The organism is Streptomyces sp. NPDC051173, assembly GCF_040689515.1.
Taxonomy (GTDB): domain Bacteria; phylum Actinomycetota; class Actinomycetes; order Streptomycetales; family Streptomycetaceae; genus Streptomyces.
In genome coordinates this window covers 71,153-85,806 of record NZ_JBFBBD010000011.1, presented here as the reverse complement: position 1 = coordinate 85,806, position 14,654 = coordinate 71,153, and the positions used below count along the sequence as shown (strand labels likewise).

Annotated in this window: 14 protein-coding genes; 9 read left to right on the top strand and 5 right to left on the bottom strand. The window is 73.5% G+C overall.

The window, feature by feature from the left end:
• Window positions 1-46: 46 nt before the first annotated feature.
• On the top strand, window positions 47-1,030 hold the full coding sequence (locus AB0435_RS09750) for a hypothetical protein (protein WP_366426601.1): 984 nt from the start codon (window positions 47-49) through the stop codon (window positions 1,028-1,030).
• Window positions 1,031-1,117: 87 nt separating this feature from the next.
• Complete coding sequence (locus tag AB0435_RS09745) at window positions 1,118-2,176, top strand: aldo/keto reductase (protein ID WP_366426600.1); 1,059 nt, start codon at window positions 1,118-1,120, stop codon at window positions 2,174-2,176.
• 28 nt (window positions 2,177-2,204) lie between these two features.
• On the opposite strand, the gene AB0435_RS09740 is transcribed toward AB0435_RS09745, so the two are convergent.
• Complete coding sequence (locus AB0435_RS09740) at window positions 2,205-2,876, bottom strand: Lrp/AsnC family transcriptional regulator (RefSeq protein WP_366004463.1); 672 nt, start codon at window positions 2,874-2,876, stop codon at window positions 2,205-2,207.
• Between the two features lie 68 nt (window positions 2,877-2,944).
• Here AB0435_RS09740 and AB0435_RS09735 point away from each other — a divergent pair, with 68 nt between their 5' ends.
• Window positions 2,945-4,015, top strand: coding sequence for an MFS transporter (locus AB0435_RS09735; protein WP_366004464.1), 1,071 nt, complete (start codon window positions 2,945-2,947; stop codon window positions 4,013-4,015).
• Window positions 4,016-4,144: 129 nt separating this feature from the next.
• On the top strand, window positions 4,145-4,834 hold the full coding sequence (locus tag AB0435_RS09730) for an alpha/beta hydrolase (RefSeq protein WP_366004466.1): 690 nt from the start codon (window positions 4,145-4,147) through the stop codon (window positions 4,832-4,834).
• 17 nt (window positions 4,835-4,851) lie between these two features.
• On the opposite strand, the gene AB0435_RS09725 is transcribed toward AB0435_RS09730, so the two are convergent.
• Window positions 4,852-5,283, bottom strand: coding sequence for a nuclear transport factor 2 family protein (locus tag AB0435_RS09725; protein ID WP_366004467.1), 432 nt, complete (start codon window positions 5,281-5,283; stop codon window positions 4,852-4,854).
• Between the two features lie 156 nt (window positions 5,284-5,439).
• On the opposite strand from AB0435_RS09725, the gene AB0435_RS09720 reads away from it, so the two are divergent.
• The 4 genes from AB0435_RS09720 to AB0435_RS09705 all read left to right on the top strand — a co-directional run bounded on the left by AB0435_RS09720 (window position 5,440) and on the right by AB0435_RS09705 (window position 11,166).
• A complete protein-coding gene (locus AB0435_RS09720) occupies window positions 5,440-6,213 on the top strand; it encodes a nucleotidyltransferase domain-containing protein (RefSeq protein WP_366426599.1) in 774 nt (257 codons plus the stop codon).
• A 45-nt stretch (window positions 6,214-6,258) separates the two neighbouring features.
• Complete coding sequence (locus tag AB0435_RS09715; RefSeq protein WP_366426627.1) at window positions 6,259-6,843, top strand: dihydrofolate reductase family protein; 585 nt, start codon at window positions 6,259-6,261, stop codon at window positions 6,841-6,843.
• Between the two features lie 524 nt (window positions 6,844-7,367).
• The gene (locus AB0435_RS09710) at window positions 7,368-8,477 is read left to right on the top strand and encodes a S1 family peptidase (protein ID WP_366426598.1); all 1,110 of its coding nucleotides are present in this window, start codon (window positions 7,368-7,370) and stop codon (window positions 8,475-8,477) included.
• A gap of 199 nt (window positions 8,478-8,676) precedes the next feature.
• Complete coding sequence (locus tag AB0435_RS09705; RefSeq protein WP_366426597.1) at window positions 8,677-11,166, top strand: SDR family NAD(P)-dependent oxidoreductase; 2,490 nt, start codon at window positions 8,677-8,679, stop codon at window positions 11,164-11,166.
• Window positions 11,167-11,193: 27 nt separating this feature from the next.
• On the opposite strand, the gene AB0435_RS09700 is transcribed toward AB0435_RS09705, so the two are convergent.
• The 3 genes from AB0435_RS09700 to AB0435_RS09690 all read right to left on the bottom strand — a co-directional run bounded on the left by AB0435_RS09700 (window position 11,194) and on the right by AB0435_RS09690 (window position 13,318).
• Window positions 11,194-12,081 carry a DMT family transporter gene (locus AB0435_RS09700; protein ID WP_366426596.1) on the bottom strand — a complete coding sequence of 296 codons (888 nt, stop codon included), beginning with the start codon at window positions 12,079-12,081 and terminating at the stop codon, window positions 11,194-11,196.
• A gap of 133 nt (window positions 12,082-12,214) precedes the next feature.
• Window positions 12,215-12,691, bottom strand: coding sequence for a luciferase family protein (locus AB0435_RS09695; protein ID WP_366004473.1), 477 nt, complete (start codon window positions 12,689-12,691; stop codon window positions 12,215-12,217).
• Between the two features lie 105 nt (window positions 12,692-12,796).
• Entirely contained in the window at window positions 12,797-13,318 is a 522-nt protein-coding gene (locus tag AB0435_RS09690) for a GNAT family protein (RefSeq protein WP_366426595.1), read from the bottom strand.
• A gap of 104 nt (window positions 13,319-13,422) precedes the next feature.
• On the opposite strand from AB0435_RS09690, the gene AB0435_RS09685 reads away from it, so the two are divergent.
• A complete protein-coding gene (locus AB0435_RS09685) occupies window positions 13,423-14,598 on the top strand; it encodes an MFS transporter (protein WP_366004476.1) in 1,176 nt (391 codons plus the stop codon).
• Window positions 14,599-14,654 lie beyond the last annotated feature (56 nt).

Below are 14,654 nucleotides of genomic sequence, written 5' to 3'. Positions count from 1 at the left end.
CGGCGCCCGATGTCCGACGTGAAGCCTCAGCCCGAGGAGGCCCGCCGTGCCCAGTGACGTCGATCCCACGGGCGTGCGCCGCCGGACCCTGCTGTTCGGTGCCGCCGGGCTCGCGGTCGGAGCGTCCGCGTGCTCGTCCGCGAAGGAGAAGAGTGCGGGCGGCAGTTCCGGTTCCGCGTCGCCGGGAGGCACCGCGTTTCCCCGTGCCACGGAGTGGCGGCCGAGCGCGTCGGACATCCAGCCGGACGTGAAACTGCGCGCCGCCCAGCTCGTCGAGGCGCTCGGCACCTGGCGGCCCGGCGGCGGAGGCGCGGCGAAGGCCCGGGAGCGGATCGCGGCGCTCGGCCTGCCCGCCGCGCTCGCCGAGCAGGCGGGCCCGCTACTGACGGCGGCCGACGAATCCGTCACGCAGGTCGTCGACGCGCAGTACGGCGGGATCCTGGCGGACACGGCGAGCGTGCTCGTGGTCTGCCGCCAGTGGACGCGTACGGGAGGCGGGCCCGTCGGACCCGGCGGTACGACCGTGGACGTGCGGCTCTCCGCCGCCCGGCCGCGCTGGTCGGTCACCGCGCTCCACCCGGCCGCTCCCGGCCCGGCCGCGCCCTCGCTGCCCGACGAGGCGCGCCGCGTGCTCGGTGACACCCGCGTGAACTTGCCGCCCGCGGCCGAGGCGGACATCCGCGGCGGCGGTGTGCACACCAGTGTGCTCACCGCGCTTCTCCAACTGGCGGGCCGCTACCGCATGGAGGTCACCGTCCTGAGGTCGGGCCACCCCCTCGACGTCTTCGGCACCGACCGGCCCAGCGACCACCCGCCGGGCCGCGCCGTCGACGTATGGCGGATCGACGGCAAGGCCGTGGTCGACCCGGCGACACCGCGCGCACTGATCGAGTCCTTTATGCGCGACGCCGCGGCGGCCGGTTCGTACAACGTCGGCGGGCCGCTGCTGCTGACGGGCGGGGCCACCGCGAACCAGTTCTTCTCCGACGACACCCACCACGACCACGTACACATCGGCTTCGACAGGTGACGTTCGGCAGATGACGCTTGCGCTGGAGCGCGCTCCAGGCCGTAGCGTCCGGCGCGGAACACCACCGATCCGATCGAAGGGGACCTCGTGCGATACACACTGTTCGGCAGGACCGGCCTGCGGGTGAGCGAGTTGAGCCTCGGCGCCATGACCATCGGCGAGGACTGGGGGTGGGGCGCCTCGAAGGAGACGAGCGGCCGCATCCTCGACGCCTACGCGGACGCGGGCGGCAACTTCGTCGACACGGCCGACATCTACACCGACGGCAGCTCGGAGACGATCCTCGGCGAGCTGCTCGAAGGGCGCCGCGAGGAATTCGTCTTGGCCACCAAGTACACCGGCGCGACGCGCAAGGGCGATGTGAACTCGGCGGGCAACCACCGCAAGAATCTCGTGCAGTCGGTCGAGGCGAGCCTGAAACGGCTGCGCACCGACCGCGTCGACGTGCTGTGGGTGCACGCGCGGGACAACTTCACCCCGGTCGAGGAGGTCATGCGGGCCCTCGACGACCTCGTGCGGGCCGGGAAGGTGCTCTACGTCGGGGTCTCCGACTGGCCCGCGTGGGAGATCGCGCAGGCCAACACGCTGGCGGAGCTGCGGGGTTGGACCTCCTTCGCGGGTTCGCAGCTGTGCTACAACCTGCTGGAGCGGACCCCGGAGCGCGAACTGCTCCCGCAGGCCCGCGCCTTCGACCAGGCCGTGCTGGCCTGGGGCCCGCTCGCGGGCGGCAAGCTCACCGGTAAGTACCGCCGTGGCGGGACGGGCCGCCTGGACACCGACCCCAGGGGCTACGCCGGGCCCCACAACGAGGACGAGGTGATCACCGCGGTGCTGGAGGTCGCCGAGCAGGGCGGCTGGAGCCCGGCCCAGGTGGCGCTGGCGTGGCTCCTGGGGCGGCCCGGCAACATCGTCCCGATCATCGCCGCGACGAAGGAGAGCCAGCTCGCCGACAACCTCGCCGCCACGCGGGTCGAGCTGGACGCGGACGCGGTCCGGCGGCTCGACGAGGTGAGCGCGGTGCCGCTGGGCTTCCCCCACGCCTTCCTCCGTGAGGAGGGCACCCAGGAGACCGTCTACGGCGACCGCCGCAAGGCCATCGACGACCGGCGCTCGACGTACCGCCGCACGACGACCGGGATCCGGTAGCGGCCCGGCACTGCCCACGGCCGGGGAGTCACGCCCTGGCCGGCAGGTAGGGGCCGGGGCCCTTCAGGGTGCGGTGGATGGGGGCGGTCGCCGTGTGGCGCAGGCCCGGCAGCGCGGCCACCGACTCGGTGAGGTAGCGGTAGAAGAGCTGGGCGGAGGTGACGTCGATGCTGGCGTAGAGGTTGGCCGTGCCGGTCACGGCGGCGGCGAAGGCCACCTCGGGGTGTCCGGCCAGCACCGCTCCCGCCTCGGCGAGGCGGGACGGGTCGATCTCCAGCCACAGGGCGGCCCGGAAGTTCCGGTTCATGACGTCCGGGTGGTACTCGACGTCGAAGTACAGCACGCCCGCCGATCTCAGCTCGGTGATGCGGCGGCGCACGGTCGAGGTGGACAGGCCGGTCGCGGCGGCCAGTTCCGCGGGCGCCGCCCGGCCGTCCCGGGCCAGCAGGTCGAGCAGGTGCCGGTCGCCGTCGTCCAGGGCCACCGGTGCGGCGGCGTCGGTGGCGGGCGCCGGTGCGGCCGGGGGTGTGAGCGCCTCGACCTGGGCTGCCGTCAGCGGCCCGCTCTTGTTGATCGCGCTGAGGTCCTGGCCGAAGAAGACGTGCAGGAGGCAGTGCGCCGAGACGTCGACCACCTGGGGTGTGCGCGGCAGTTTCTCCAGGAGGAGGGGTTCCTCAAGGCCGGGGCCGCGTGTGCGCATCGAGCAGGAGATCTCCGTGCCGCCGGAGCTGAGGGCTGCCGATCGCCGCCGTCGCCGTCGCCGTCGCCATGACGCTGCGCGTGGTCCGCGCCGACCCGCCGCGCGAGCCCTCCGGCCACGGCGCGGCGGCCCGTATCGACGTCCCCGGCGCGACCGCCTTCACCGTCGCCGCGGCCACCCTCACCTACGGGCTCATCCGCGGCGGGGACGCGGGCTGGACCTCGGCCGAGATCCTGGCGACCTTCGCCGTCACCGTCCTGGCGCTCGTGGCCTTCGTGGTGATCGAGCACCGCACGGCGCGGCGCGGTGGTGTCCCGATGCTGGACCTGGCGCTGCTGCGGCGCCCGTCGTTCGCGGGCCTGATGAGCGGTGCGCTGCTGCTGCAAGGCAGCGCCTTCGGCTGTCTGGTGCTGGTGTCCCTGTGGCTGCAGTCCGTCCTGGGCCTCGGCCCGGTCGCGGCGGGTCTCGCCCTGACGCCGCTGGCGGGGGCGTCGTTCCTCGTGGCCGCGGTGGCGGGACGGCACATCCAGCGGCTCGCCCCGCGCCTGCCGATCGGCATCGGCCTGCTGCTCGTCGCGGCGGGCATGCTGTTGCTGCGCGCGGGGATGACGGCCGACGCGGGGCGGGCCTCCCTCATCGGGGGTCTCGTGGTCACCGGGATCGGCGTGGGCCTGGCCACACCGGTGCTTGTCTCGGCCGCCACCTCCACCGTGCCGCCGCAGCGGGCGGGGATGGCCGGCGGGGCGGTCAACACGTTCCGCCAGCTGGGCATGACGCTGGCCATCGCCGTCCTCGGCGCGGTCTTCACCAGCCGGACGGCCACCGCGCTCGCCGGGTCCGGGGCGGTGCCGGACGCCGACAAGGGCGCCGCCGCGCTGGCGGCGGGGCAGGCGCGGCACGTGATGGACGCGGCGCCCCCGGCCCACCGGGACGCGGCGCGGCACTTGGTGCACCAGGCGTTCGCCGCGGGGCTCGACCGGGTCTTCCTGCTGTCCTCCCTCGCGGCGGCGCTCGGCGGGCTGATCGTGCTGGCTCTGGTGCGACCGCCGGGCCGGACAGCCGCGGTCACGCCCGGCGGCGGTGCGCCGGCCGAACCGGAGCGGAGTCCTCAGCGGGACTCGGTGTCCTCGGCGGTGTGAAGTCCTCAGTGTGACGTGAGGTTTCCAGTGGTGTGAAGCCGCCTGGGCGGGTGGTGGCGCGTATGGCGCCGCCGCCCGCCCCGACCGCAGACTTGGCCCACACACCGTCAGATCGTAAGGAGCGCCACCATGTCAACCACCGTGGTCCGCCCGACGTTTCTCCTCGTCCACGGCGCCTGGCACCGGTCCACGTGCTGGGCCGCTCTGCAGGACGCCCTCGCCGCGGACGGCCTGCGGTCGCGTACGGTCGACCTGCCCAGCGCGGGCCCGCAGGGAACGCCCACCGCCGGTGTGTACGACGACGCAGAGGCGATATCCGCCCGACTGCGGCAGATCGAGGGCCCTGTCGTCCTCGTCGCCCACTCCTACGGCGGCATCCCCGCCGCCCAGGCGGCCATCGAAGGGTCGGACGTCGTCCACGCCGTCTATCTCGCGGCCTACATGCCGACGGAGGGGGAGTCCCTCCACGGCATCCACGGCCGCGACACCGCCGGACCCGAGGATCTCAGCGGCACCTCTCCCGTCTTCTTCGACCCCCGCACGGCGCTGTACGGCGACATGTCCGAGGACGTGGCCGAGCGTGCCATCGGCCAACTCGTCGAGCAGAGCCTGCGGTCGTTCCAGCAGCGGGTGACGCGGGCGGCGTGGCGCACCGTGCCCTCCACGTACGTGATCTGCGAACGCGACCAGGCCCTCCCGCCCACCCTCCAGGAAAAGATGTCCACCCGCGCCACCTACGTGGAACGCCTCGCCACCGGCCATTCCCCTTTCCTCTCCGCCCCGGGTGAACTGGCCGCGCTGCTGGGCGGGATCGGCTGAGGCGGGCCGGGTGAGGCTCAGCGCAGCTGGTCGCCCCAGCCGCCCTGGATCATCGTCTGGAACGCCCAGGAACCGTCGCGCCTGATCAGGATGTCCGCGTAGCGGAGCCGCTGGGTGTGCCCCTGGGCGGTCATCACCGAGTCGGTGAAGACCACGGCGATCGCGGGGCCGAGGAAGACGGGGGTGCGGGTGGACTCGAAGGTGATGTCCTCGGCGCCGTCACCCATCACCTGCCCCATGGTCTCGACGAACCGCTCCCGGTCCCACTGCGCGCTCGCGCCCTGCCCGGCGGCGTCGTCGCTCACCAGGTTGAGCGGGAAGACGGCCAGATCGGCCATCCGCTCGATCTCACGCCGGCCGGCGGCGGCGTCGTACTCGGCGAACCACCGCTGGATGCTGGCCAGTTCCTCGTCGGTGGGCTGGTAGGCGGTGTCGGGCAGGACCGTCATGCTCTCTCCTCGATGCCTTCGTGCCTTCGCGAGGCGCGAGTATTCAAATTTGATTAGTGAGAAAGTAGCCTGGCCGGACGCCCGACGCAACCGGCCCGGGACAGCCTGAGAAAAAAGGAGCGGCGTCGGGGCAGAGCTCCGTCTACGCTCGCGCTCATGCCGACGCCCGACGATGCATCGTTCCTCGCCCACGTCACCACGCGACTCGCCGTGTTGCCCCGCGTGGAGGCGGTGGCCCTGGGAGGGTCGCGGGCCGGCGGGACGCACGGGCCCGACAGCGACTGGGACTTCGCCGTCTATTACCGCGGGGCGTTCGATGTGGAGAGTGTCCGGGCTCTCGGGTGGCCCGGGGAGGTCTCCGAGGTCGGGGCGTGGGGCGGGGGAGTGTTCAACGGCGGTGCCTGGCTGGACGTCGACGGGCGGCGCGTCGACGTGCACTACCGTGACCTGGCCGATGTCGAGTTCCACCTCGCGGAGGCGCGCGAGGGCCGTTTCCGTGTCGAGAGGCTGCTGTTCCACCTGGCCGGAATCCCGACGTACCTCGTCGTCGCCGAACTGGCCGTCAACCGCGTGCTCCACGGCGAGCTCCCGCGCCCCGGCTATCCCGCGGCGCTGCGGCACCACGCGCCCCGGCGCTGGTCGGACGATGCCCGGCACACGCTCGCCTACGCCCGCGCGGCCCACGCCGGACGCGGGCATCTCGGCGACTGCGCCGGAGCGATCGCCACCGCCGCCTGCCAGACGGCACACGCGGTGCTGGCGGCCCGCGGCCAGTGGGTCACCAACGAGAAGACGCTGCTGGACCGGGCCGGGCTCCGGTACATCGACAACGTCCTCAGCGACCTGACCCCTCAGCCGCAGACGCTGACCGCCGCGATCGACGAGGCCGCGGCCCTGCTGGAGGAAGCGGTCAGGGCGGTAGACGTGTGACGGCTCGCCCGCTGTCGTATCTCCCACCAGAAAATGAGGACCACCTTGCGCAAGCTCACCTACTTCGTCGCCTGCTCGATCGACGGCTTCATCGGCGATCCGGGTGGTGACGCCTCGTCCATGTACCGGTTCGCGACCGAGGAGTTCCTCGACTTCCTCAAGACGGAACACCCCGAGACCATCTCGGCCCAAGGCCGGACGGCCCTCGGCATCGAGGGGCTGGAGAACCGCTGGTTCGACACGGTGATCCTGGGGCGGGGCAGCTACCAGCTCGCCCTGGACGCCGGCATCACCAGCCCGTACGGCCACCTCCGGGAATACGTCGCCTCACGCACCATCGAGGAGTCGCCCGACCTCCATGTCACGATCCTCTCCGGGGACGTGGTCGGCGCGGTCCGGGCGCTGAAGGCGGAGGACGGCGAGCGGGGCGTCTGGCTCTGCGGCGGCTCACAGCTCGCGGGCGAGCTGCTGGACGAGGTCGACGAGCTGGTGATCAAGACCTATCCGCAGGTGTACGGCTCGGGCATGCCGATGTTCGGCTCGGGCTTCGCGGTCACCGACTTCACGCTCGACTCGGTCCGCGCCTTCGACAACGGGGTGCTGGTCCGCAAGTACAGCCGCGAGCGGTAGCCGGCGGCGCGCTGCTCCGATCGGCCGAACCGGCGCGTGACCCTTTCAGCCGTCAGCCGGAGTCACCCACACGGCTGTAGCCGGTCGGAAAGACTCCGGCAGCGGGCCCCGGCGTGCCCTACCGTTCGTACGGGCCGGCCGCGCGGGAGAGGCGGAGCGGAACGGAGTCTGTAATGCTGAAGCCGTTCCATCCCGCTCCCGATCTCCGAGGAAGCCCATGAGCAGTGGCGTGAACGGCGGACGGGGGGACGCGCGGCACGGCGGAGCCGGGCCCGGATCCGTCCACGCGCAGGGAGCGACACCCGGCACCTCCGGTGACAGCTGCCCCGTACGGCCCGTACGGGGGAGCACATGAGCGAGTGCACAACGCCAAGTACGCCTTGTACACGCCCTCTTGGGGTCGGGATACTCGACAAGAAGTTGGCATGGACGCGGCTTTTGTCAAGAGGGTCGGCGTCCATGCCTCTGTCCTTCGGGCCCTGAGTGCCCCACCACTGGGTCCGTCCCCCCACTGGAGGTGCCAGTTGAAGCCTTCCCGGATTCGTGTGCGCGCCGCCCTGGCAGCCACCGCGACGGCCGCGCTCGCGGCCGTGTCCCTCACGCCGCAGAGCGCCGGCGCGTCGACCGCGGCGGCTCCTCGTGCTCTCTCCGCCGTCTCGGCCGGACAGCTGGCCCGGACGCTCCTCGGCCGGCTGAAGGGCCAGGACGCCGGGTCGTACTACGACGAGGGCTCGCGCAGACTCGTCGTCGACGTCGTGGACCGGGCGGCGGAGACCGTGGTCCGCGCGGCGGGCGCCGAGCCGAAGCTCGTGACGTACTCCCAGGCCGAACTCGACTCCACGAAGGCGGCGTTGGACGCCACTCCCGCGATTCCCGGCACCACCTGGGGGCCGGACGCGCGGACGAACCGGGTCGTCGTCACCGCCGACCCCACGGTCACGGGAGCGAAGCTGGCGCGGCTCAAGAAGACCGTCGGCTCCTTCGGCGACACCGTGCTCATGAGGAGAACGGCCACGAAGCTCACCCGGTTCATCGCGGGCGGCGACGCCATCTGGGGCCGCGACTTCTCCGCCCGCTGCTCCGTCGGCTTCAACGTCAAGCGGGCAGGCAAACCGGACGGCTTCGTCACCGCGGGGCACTGCGGCAACGTGATCAAGAGCTGGGCCCAGACGCAGGGCGGCCCCGAGATCGCGAAGACCGTCGACTCGAAGTTCCCCGGCACCGACTTCGCCCTCGCGGAGTACACCGCCACCGTCGACCACCCGAGCGCCGTGAACCTCTACAACGGCCGGCTGCTGCCCATCACCGGGGCCCGCGACGCGGTCGTGGGCGACAAGGTCGGCCGCAGCGGCTCCACCACGGACGTCCACTTCGGCACCGTCCTCGCCGTCAACCAGACGGTGAACTACCAGGAGGGGCGCGTCACCGGCCTGGTGAAGACCGACGCCTGCGCCCAGCCGGGCGACAGCGGCGGTGCCTTCTTCGACTACGACCCGCAGAATCCGCCCGCCAGTTCGTCGGCCGTGGGCATCACCTCCGGCGGCGACGGTGACTGCATGATGGGCGGGAACACCTTCTTCCAGCCGGTGACCGCGGCCCTCAACGCGTACGGCGCGACGGTCGGCGGCAGCTGACCGGCACTCCCCACGGACGGGCGGCCCCCGGACACACCTCCACGGTGTCCGGGGGCCGCCTCATGCCCCGGACCTGACAGGGCGGACGGCGAGGAGCGCACCGTCCGTCCGCCGTTATGGGAAGAACATCACGAATGCTGGATGCGGAAGTGGGGATGCTCTTTTCTCAAGTCCAGCGATGACGTGAGGGAGCTCCCAAGTGGCCGCTCGGCATTCCACGCCCTTCTCGCGGCCCGAAGCCGCCGGCACCGGCCTCACCGCTGACGCGCCCCCGGACGCCGAGCCGCCGCTCTCCGCCGGGAGCCGACAGGTGCGGGGCCTGATCGGGCAGAGGTGTGGCGCCCCGCGGGAGACGAGCTCGGGGCACTTCTTCGAGATCGCCTGGCACGAGCAGCCGCTGCCCGCCGGGCAGGGGCCCGTACCCATGGCGGACGCCCGGTGGCTCGTCGCCGACCTCGGCCCGGAGGGCACTCTCGCCACGGAGCTCGCCGAAGCCCTCACCGCCGCCGGGGCGCGGTGCGAACTCGTCGCCCCCGAGCACATCGCCGAGGCCGCCCGCGCGGGCGCCGGTGGCCTCGTGCTGTGCGCCGACCCGGCCGCCGGGCCCGAGCTGTCACCCGGGATGTCGCTGGGGCTCGTACGGAACACCCTGGCGGCCCTGCGCGAGCAGGCCGACGCGCCCGGCAACTGCCCTGTATGGCTGCTCACCCGGGGCGCCAGGGCCGTGGCACCGGGCGACGCGGGGCACCCGGACGCCGCCGCCCTGGGCGGCTTCGCGCGCGTGGTCATGCGCGAATGCCCCGGGCTGCGCCTGACACCGGCCGACGCCGATCCGGCCGCCGGGGCCGGGCAGTTGCTCCCCGAGCTGGCCGCCGGGCCGGCGGGCGAAGAGGTCGCCTGGCGCGGTGGCGTCCGCTACGTGGCCCGGCTGGTCCCCGCCCCGCCGGCACCCGGTGGACAGACGTGGCCGGTCCCGGAGCCGGTCGCGTACGGAGAGGACGTCTTCAGGCTCCGGCCCGGGGACGACGGCACCCTCGACGGCCTCCGCCTGGTGCGGGAGGAACGCCGGGCGCCCGGCCCCGGCCAGGTGGAAGTCCGCGTGAGCGCCGCGTGCCTGGACTTCCGCGACGTCATGAACGCCCTCGGCCTGCTGCCGGCCGGGAGCAGGCGGCGGCAATTGGGCAGCGGCTTCGCCGGTACGGTCACCGCGGTCGGGCCGGCCGTCGAAGGGTTCCTGCCGGGCGACCGGGTGGTGGGGGTCGGGGACGGAGCGTCCGGATCGTTCGTCGTCACCACCGCGGCCCTGCTCCGCGCGCTCCCGGAAGGGATGACGGCGGCACAGGCCGCGGCCCTCCCGACCGCGTATCTCACCGCCTGGTACGCCCTGTGCCACCAGGCGCGGCTCGCTCCCGGACGGAGCGTGCTCGTGCACGCGGCGTCGGGCGGGGTCGGTCTGGCCGCCGTCGCCCTGGCCCGCCGGTGCGGCGCCCGGGTGCTGGCCACGGCGGGCAGCGAGAAGAAGCGGCGGTGGCTGCGCGAGCTCGGCGTCGAGCACGTCATGGACTCCCGCACCCTCGCCTTCGTGGACGAGGTCCGCCGGATCACCGGCGGCCGTGGGGTGGACGCCGTGCTCAACTCCCTCGCCGGAGCGGCCGGCCGGGCCGGACCCGGCCTCCTCGCGCCCGGAGGGCACTTCGTCGAGATCGGCAATCAGGACGTCACCCCGATGCTCGTGCCCAAGGACGGCGTCACGTTCAGCCGCGTGCTCCTCGACGAGACGCTGGAGGAGTACCCGGAATTCCTGGCCGACCGGCTGGGATCGATCCTGGGCGACGTGGCGGCGGGCAGGCTGCCGATGCTCCCGTGCCGTGAATTCCCGCTGGAACAGGCCGCGGAGGCCATGCGTGCCATGGCCGCGGCCGAGCACATCGGCCGGCTGGTCCTCACCGTGCCCGGGAGCGGCGCGACCCGGGCCCTGCCGCCGCGCGGCAGTTCACCCGCGGTCCGCCCCGGCACTTCGTACATCATCTCCGGCGGCCTGCGCGGGCTGGGCCTGCAGGCCGCCGAATGGCTGGCCCGGCACGGGGCCGGACGGATCGTCCTCGGAGGGCGCTCACATCCGCTGCCGGAGGCGGCGGCCCGGCTCGACCGCGTACGGGCGGCCGGGACCGAGATCCGCATCGTGCTCGGCGACATCGCCGCCGACCGCACCGCCGGACGTCTCGTGGCCGCGGCCGTCGACGGCGGCCGACGGCTGGCGGGGGTGCTCCACACGGCCGGGGTGCCCGACGACGGGCCCGCCTCCCGGCTCACCGACGAGCGCGTCGGGAACGTGTGGCGGCCCAAGGCAGAAGGAGCCTGGCGGCTGCACCTCGCCACGCTCGGCCACCGGCCCGACTGGTGGGTGGCCTTCTCCTCCGCCGCCACCCTGGTCGGCACCCCGGGGCAGGCCGCCGGGGCCGCGGCCGACGCGTGGCTCGACGCCTTCGCGGCCTGGCGCCGGTCCCGCGGACTCCCCGCCCTGAGCGTCAGTTGGGGCCCGTGGCGGGGCGGCGGTGCGGTACGGCGCGCCACTGATGAGGCATACGCGGCCATCGGCGTCGACGAGGGCTTCCGGGCGCTCGAACAACTGCTGACCCACGACCGCACATGGACGGGCGTGTTCCGTCTGGACGCGCGGCCGTCATGACACTGGTTCTGACGCCCGTGAGGGCACTCAGCGGGGCACGGCGTCGGCCCGCCGTCCAGGGCCCGCCCCCGTCCCGGTGAGTTCGTGTGCCAGGGACGACCGGCTGAGCAGGATCAGTCCGGTGAGGATCAGCGCCACGCCCGCCAGTTCGGGCACGGCCCACCAGCCGCCGCGGATCCGCTCCCCGTACAGGGCCACGCCCAGCGCCACGCTCGTACCGGCGTCGCCCAGGGTCAGGGCCGGCTGGGAGAAGACCAGGGAGCCGGACTGGAGGGCGTTCTGCAGCAGGAAGAGCGCGGCCACGCCCGTCGCCGCGAACCCGTACGTCTGCCAGGCGGCGAGGAAACCGCCGGCGCCCGCCGCCTCCCAGCGCAGCACCGCGGTCTTGAGCAGGGCCGCCGTCAGCGCGTAGCAGATCGCGGCGGCCATCGCGAGGCAGGAGGCCCGGACGGGTCCGGGGGCCCGCGCCGCCGCCACGGCGATCAGGGCCGCGGTCACGGACAAACAGCAGCCCAGGACCAGCGCCCAGCGGCCCGCGGGAACGGCCGCGTGCCCGGCACTCGGCGCGGCCGCCCACAGCGCGATACCGAGCCCCGCCGTGATGCACGCCGCCGCCCGCCACACCTCGGCGGACGGGCGCCGACGCAGGATCACCCCGGCGAGCAGCAGCGCCGCGGGCAGCTCCAGCACGAACACCGGCTGCACGACCGACAGCGGCCCGTACCTCAGCGCCAGCGCCTGGCAGCAGGCCGCCGCGACGACCGTCGAGATGCCCGCCAGCCAGACCCGCTGACGGGCCAGCCGGGCGATCAGGGCCCACCGAAGACCGTCCTCCACGGGCACCCGGCCGGCGGCCTTGCGCTGCAACACCGTCGCCAGCGCGTTGCAGGTGGTGGTGAGCAACGCGAACAGCACAGCCGCCACCGTGCCCACGGGCCGCCTCCCGGTGCCGGAACCCCGCCCGCAGCGAGGCCTGCGAACACCGACCATCCTGCGGCCGACGCCGCGTCAGGACGGACGTCGACACACGTGACCGGGGCCGTTCCCCTCAGACCGACGGACGCAGCCGGGACACCGGCCGCCTGCCCGCGGCCTTCCGTACGGACCCGAGCAGCGCCGCGAGCAGCGGCGGCGCGGCCTCCACCACGACCGGCTCCGCGGGCACGAGCAGGATGCGGTGTCCGTTGCAGGGCTGCGCGGCCGGATGCGGCCATGTGTCGACAAGTGCCTTGAGCGCGACGCTGACCAGAGTGATCAGGAGTTCCACGTCCGCGTCGCACTCCAGCAGCACGGTGACCCACGCCGCTCCGGGACACGCCCGGATCGCGCTGCTCTGCCGGAGGACGGGCAGCAGATCCGCCAGGACCGCACGGGTGAGGTGGAGGTCGGCCTCCCGCCCGGAGTGGAAGTGCACCACCTCGGACTCCGCCGTGCGCAAGGCGTCACCGACGCGACAACTGGGTCTGCTGCGCGCGAGGTCCGGCCAGGTCTCCAACTGGGCCATGGCGCGGTGGGCCGCGGTCATACCCCTATCCTTGCGCGCCCGCTGACGCGCGAACACCCCGTGGGACGCGTTCCGGGCATTCATGCAGAGGGCGAGGGAGACCTCTCCGGCCGGAGACGTTCCCCCTCAAGCACCCGGACGGGCCGGGACCTCGAAGACGATTTCCAGGCCGTCCTCCTCGTCCCACTGCTCTCCGGCCTCGGTGAAGCCGAAGCCCGCGATCGTGGCCAGGGACGCCGCGTTGTCGGGGCCGATCGTCGCCCGCACGGTCGTGACCGCGGGTTCGGCCGCCGCCCGGCGGAGGAGCTCGGCCAGGGTGGCGCGGGCGTAGCCGCGGCGGCGGAACGGGGGAGCGATCGAGTAGCCGATCTCGACCATGCCCGCCTCGTCGGGCGGGCCGTGGAAGCCGGCGTGGCCGACGACGAGGCCCTCGACGACGACCGCCTGCCGCACCATCCACCGCGCGCGGCCGGGGTCGGCGGCCATTTGGCCGAGCCGGTACCGCCACAGCCACCGTGCTCTGTCGGTCAGGAAGCAGTCGGTCAGCGCGACCCCGGCGATCGCGCGGGCCGCGGACAGGTCCCCGTCGAGCAGAGCGGACATCGCCTCGCCGGACAGCTCGGCGAAGCGGATGGATTCATCGTTCATCCGTGGATGTTCGCCGACCGGCCCGGAGGCGTCCAACGATTTCGAGGTGAGTGATTCCCTGATTTCGAGGTGAGCGATCCCCGGCGCGTCATTAGCTTGGAGCCATGAATGCCCGAGGCCGGTATCTCGCGGCCGCGGGGGTGTTCGCGGTCGGGATGGCGGGGACCACGCTGCCGACGCCGTTGTACGGGCTCTACCGGGAGCGGATCGGGTTCTCCGAGCTGATGGTGACGGTCGTCTTCGCGGTCTACGCGCTCGGGGTGATCGCCGCGCTGCTCGTCGCCGGTGACTTCTCCGACGTCCTGGGGCGGCGCCCCGTGCTGCTGGCCGCCCTGGGGCTGTCGCTGCTGAGCGCGGTGTGTTTCCTGTGCGAGGACGGGCTGCCGCTGCTGTCCGCGGGGCGGCTGCTCTCGGGGTTCTCCGCCGGGCTCTTCAGCGGGGCGGCGACCGCCGCCGTACTGGAGCTGGCGCCCCCGGAGGCGCGCGGACGTGCGGGATTCGCCGCCACGGCCGCCAACATGGGCGGTCTGGGCTGCGGTCCGCTGCTGTCCGGGACCTTGGCGCAGTACGCGCCGTGGCCGCTCCGGCTGCCCTTCCTCGCCCACGTCGCCCTGCTCGGGGCGGCCCTCGCCGTCACCCGCCGGCTGCCGGAGACCGTGGCGCGCCGTACTCCCCGACCGCCGCTGCGCCCTCAGGGCATGGTCGTCCCCCAGGAGGCGCGCGGGGCGTTCGTGCCGGCCGGGCTGGCCGCGTTCGCCGGCTTCTCGCTGATGGGGCTGTTCACCGCGGTGGCGCCCAGCTTCGTCGCCGAGACCCTGGGAGTGCGCAACCTGGCCGTCACCGGCGCGGTCGTCTTCTCGGTGTTCTGCGCCTCCACGGCGGGCCAGTCCCTGATGGGCCGGGTGGGTGTCCGGCGCGCGCTGCCCGCCGGCTGCCTGGTGCTGACGTGCGGAATGGCGCTGGTGGGGGTCTCTCTCCTGATGGAGTCCCTGCCGGTGCTGATCGTGGGCGCGGTCGTCGGGGGGCTGGGCCAGGGCTTGGCCTTCCGCGCGGCCGTGACCAGTGTGAGCGAGGCCGCTCCGGACGAGCACCGCGGCGCGACGATCTCGGCTTTCTTCGTCGTCGCCTACGTCGGCATCTCGCTGCCCGTGGTCGGGGTCGGCGCCCTCACCCTCGCGCTGGGGCTGCGCGGGGCGGGCCTGGTCTTCGCGGGGTGCGTGATCCTGCTGTCGACAGGGGTGGGCGTCTTCCTGCTGCGCAGGCCCCTTCGGACGGACTGACGGAAAAGCCCTGGGGCGCAGGCTTCGAAAGCCTGCGCCCCAGGGCGTCCTGCCGC

What these genes read in the sequence shown, in the direction of transcription:
- AB0435_RS09740 (WP_366004463.1), bottom strand. Translation starts at nt 2,876, where the DNA reads ATGCGCACACGCGGCCCCGGCCTTGAGGAACCCCTCCTCCTGGAGAAA.
- AB0435_RS09735 (WP_366004464.1), top strand. Translation starts at nt 2,945, where the DNA reads ATGACGCTGCGCGTGGTCCGCGCCGACCCGCCGCGCGAGCCCTCCGGC.
- AB0435_RS09730 (WP_366004466.1), top strand. Translation starts at nt 4,145, where the DNA reads ATGTCAACCACCGTGGTCCGCCCGACGTTTCTCCTCGTCCACGGCGCC.
- AB0435_RS09725 (WP_366004467.1), bottom strand. Translation starts at nt 5,283, where the DNA reads ATGACGGTCCTGCCCGACACCGCCTACCAGCCCACCGACGAGGAACTG.
- AB0435_RS09720 (WP_366426599.1), top strand. Translation starts at nt 5,440, where the DNA reads ATGCCGACGCCCGACGATGCATCGTTCCTCGCCCACGTCACCACGCGA.
- AB0435_RS09695 (WP_366004473.1), bottom strand. Translation starts at nt 12,691, where the DNA reads ATGACCGCGGCCCACCGCGCCATGGCCCAGTTGGAGACCTGGCCGGAC.
- AB0435_RS09690 (WP_366426595.1), bottom strand. Translation starts at nt 13,318, where the DNA reads ATGAACGATGAATCCATCCGCTTCGCCGAGCTGTCCGGCGAGGCGATG.
- AB0435_RS09685 (WP_366004476.1), top strand. Translation starts at nt 13,423, where the DNA reads ATGAATGCCCGAGGCCGGTATCTCGCGGCCGCGGGGGTGTTCGCGGTC.